The sequence below is a fragment of the Shigella sp. FC1967 genome, from assembly GCF_001743005.1.
Taxonomy (GTDB): domain Bacteria; phylum Pseudomonadota; class Gammaproteobacteria; order Enterobacterales; family Enterobacteriaceae; genus Proteus.
In genome coordinates this window covers 1-2997 of the sequence record NZ_MIIZ01000815.1, presented here as the reverse complement: position 1 = coordinate 2997, position 2997 = coordinate 1, and the positions used below count along the sequence as shown (strand labels likewise).

The window sequence follows — 2997 nt, the reverse complement described above, 5'->3', positions numbered from 1 at the left end:
AGAGCATCTTTAGAAAATAATGAAAGCTTACCTTTCGGTACTGAAATTTTAAATAATAAAAAACAGAGTATCGGTTATGTGGGGCAATCGAGTGTACTTTATTTTAAAAGCGATGCATTACCTTCTTCTATCTCGATTAAATTAAATGAAACAGGAAAAACAGAGTGTGTGATTAATCATTTAGTTAATACGATGGATAAAAATAGTAATATTTGTCGATAAAGGAACGCCATATGAAATCATCTGCCTTTATATTTTTAATGCTATTAGGAACAATAAGTCAGCAAGCTATTGCTAACTGTAAACCCGATAGCACTATTACTGCACCCAATGTGAGTTTTGATTTATCTGCAGATTTAAATGCAACTTCAACAACAATCACCAAAACGAGCAGAACAACATTTCCTGGTACATTTAAATGCACAGCAAGAGGATTATTTCCCAATACAGTAGGAATTGCTTCACCTTTTAATGATGGTCGAACGGGAACAATTGGTTTTAATGGTGGTAAGCAATTTGTCTCTATTACGTTAACGGCATTAGAAAAAGATAATGTAACGAATATTTCAGCGGGCACACATCCCGCATCAGATTTAGATACTAATTTTACCTTGAAATTTACCTTATTGAGCAGTAAACCCTCAAGCAATTACACAGAAGTTAGTGGTAGTACAGCGATTGTAAATCCTGTTATTTTAGCTTCAGATGCATCAAGTATGGGACTTGTTCAATGGTTATTGACTATTGTTACCAAGTTAATTCAATTTTTATTAACTTGGCAATGGCCCGTTGATCAGAACGATATTTTTTTACAGCCGATGCAAATTACTTATAACCCAGTGATGACAACCTGTAATTTTTCTAATGCAGGTTTAGTTGTTTCATTACCATTAATTAGTATTAAAGAGGCAAAAACGGTAAATAAAGCAGGATATACTCCCTTTATATTAAACTTTACGTGCCAAGACTTTTTAAGTGGTTCAAAAACATCACGTAATATTAAAATGTTTTTATCAAGCCAAAATTTATTGGCAACGGATAAAACGGTATTAACCAACACAACAGCACAAGGCGCGAGTGGGATTGGATTTCGTATAGTAAAAAGTGATAACACGACAAGTCCGCTTATTTTATCTGACAACATTAATACACAAGGTAGTGCGACTAGCATTTTTAGTGTCAATCAAGGTGGAACCTTATCCTCTGCATTCTCTATTAATATGGGAGCTTATTATTATCCTTATAATGTTAACTCCGTCACTCAAGGGAAAATAACAAGCACGGCGACGTTAGTCATGTCTTATGATTAAAGAGTATATCTAATGAAAAAAATAATGAATGCGACTTTTATTTTATTATTTATGCTTATCACATCCATAACCAAGGCGAGTGTAGTACTTGAGCGTACTCGTCTAATTTTTCCTATGGATAATTCAACACGCACATTGCAAATTTTTAATCACAGTGAACAACCCACATTAATTCAAGCTTGGATAGATGATGGTGATATTGCATCAACGCCGGAGACGACAACGGTCCCTTTTATTGTTATTCCCCCGATGGCGAAAATGACGGCAAAGGGGGGATTACAATTAAAAATACAACAATTAGAAAATAGGTTGCCTAAAGATAGAGAATCTGTTTTTTTATTTAAATGTATTAGATATTGCACCGAAACCCCAAAATAAAGAAAACTTCAGTACGTTGCAATTAGCATTGCAAACGCGTATTAAACTTTTTTATCGTCCCGCACAACTTAAGTTAACTACCGAAGAGGTTTTTAAACAAATAGTGATAACTCATCATGGAAAATATTTAGAAATAAATAATCCTACTGCTTATTATTTTACAATTTCGAAGCTCTCTTTTGATGATAAAAAAGAAGAGCTTTTAACAAATGCTATTATGATTGCTCCTTTTGCAAAACAGCAAATTCAATATCAAGAGCGAATTGACATGAACCAAGACATTACAATCAGCTATATAGATGATGATGGACGTTATCAGCAAAATAAGAAAAATATACATTAATTACGTTTTTATAATAAAACAGGCTGCTTATTATTGAGAGAGTTAATAGGCAGCCTGACGGTTAACGCTTAATTTTTAATGTATCGCTTAGCTTACGTCTTCATTATCCATAACATGGTGACGTTCAGCGTGATAGCCTTCTTCGTCATAACCAAAACGCCAATAAGGAATGGCATAAATCAAGCTACGATCGTACCCGTTATCTCGGCGAATATGACGTCTTAATGCACGAATAATTTTGTCTTCACCGGCAATCCAAAATGCGACATCTTCAGCAGGTAATTCCCATGATATAAATTCATTAATTAAGTTTTGAGTTTGTTCTTCAACAGAACCTATTAACCAAATTATCTCTAAGCCACTTGGGTGGTTAATTTCTTGGCGATGAGTTTCGTCTTCTACGCGTATAACGACTTTTCCTTGAACATTCGGTTGCATGGTTTCAATTAAAGCCATTAAAGCAGGTAATGAACTCGGATCGGCTGCCATATAGTAATGTGAAGCGGGTGCTAATAAAGGCTCAGGGCCACCAGGATTCGTGATCCCAATATAGTCGCCTTGCTGAGCATTTAGCGCAAAGTGAATAGCAGGGCCTGCATCGTCATGTACCGCAAATTCAATATCTAACTCTTTTTGTTCAGGACGAATAGCTCGAACACTATAGGTACGTACGATTGATTTTGGTTCGCCTTCAGGCCATTTAGGACCTTTTTCAGAAAAGCCGGGGACGGTTGGTTTAACTTGACCTTCTAAAGGTAAGAATATTTTTAAATGTGCCCCCGCAGTATTTGCTGGGTAAGTATCTAAATCATCACTTGTAAAAGTGATACAACGCATTCCTGGTGTCACATCAGTAATGCGCTTTACTTGAACTAGACGAGGAGGCGCTGGTTTATAAATCGTTTTTTCTTGAGGTGTTTTTAGGTTACTCTACGTTTTTTACCTGACTTCATTAATTGTTTTTTC

5 protein-coding genes are annotated in these 2997 nt (G+C 35.5%); 4 read left to right on the top strand and 1 reads right to left on the bottom strand.

Translation table 11 applies throughout. The features are described 5' to 3' along the window. The 4 genes from BHE89_RS13610 to BHE89_RS13595 all read left to right on the top strand — a co-directional run. Positions 1-222 (top strand): FimD/PapC C-terminal domain-containing protein (locus tag BHE89_RS13610; RefSeq protein WP_286146135.1); only part of this gene is annotated, 222 nt, incomplete at its 5' end. A gap of 11 nt (positions 223-233) precedes the next feature. Further along, on the top strand, positions 234-1310 hold the full coding sequence (locus tag BHE89_RS13605) for a fimbrial protein (RefSeq protein WP_069369022.1): 1077 nt from the start codon (positions 234-236) through the stop codon (positions 1308-1310). A gap of 12 nt (positions 1311-1322) precedes the next feature. Continuing rightward, positions 1323-1688, top strand: a complete 366-nt coding sequence (locus tag BHE89_RS13600) for a fimbrial biogenesis chaperone (protein WP_128860542.1) — start codon at positions 1323-1325, stop codon at positions 1686-1688. Continuing rightward, positions 1615-2031 carry a fimbrial biogenesis chaperone gene (locus BHE89_RS13595; protein WP_458694223.1) on the top strand — a complete coding sequence of 139 codons (417 nt, stop codon included), beginning with the start codon at positions 1615-1617 and terminating at the stop codon, positions 2029-2031. Before BHE89_RS13600 ends, BHE89_RS13595 begins: the two co-directional genes overlap by 74 nt. An 87-nt stretch (positions 2032-2118) precedes the next feature. Here the strand turns inward: BHE89_RS13595 and BHE89_RS13590 are convergent, their stop codons facing one another. Continuing rightward, positions 2119-2931: a siderophore-interacting protein gene (locus BHE89_RS13590; protein WP_128860540.1), complete on the bottom strand. Its 813-nt coding sequence runs from the start codon at positions 2929-2931 to the stop codon at positions 2119-2121. Between the last annotated feature and the right edge of the window lie 66 nt (positions 2932-2997).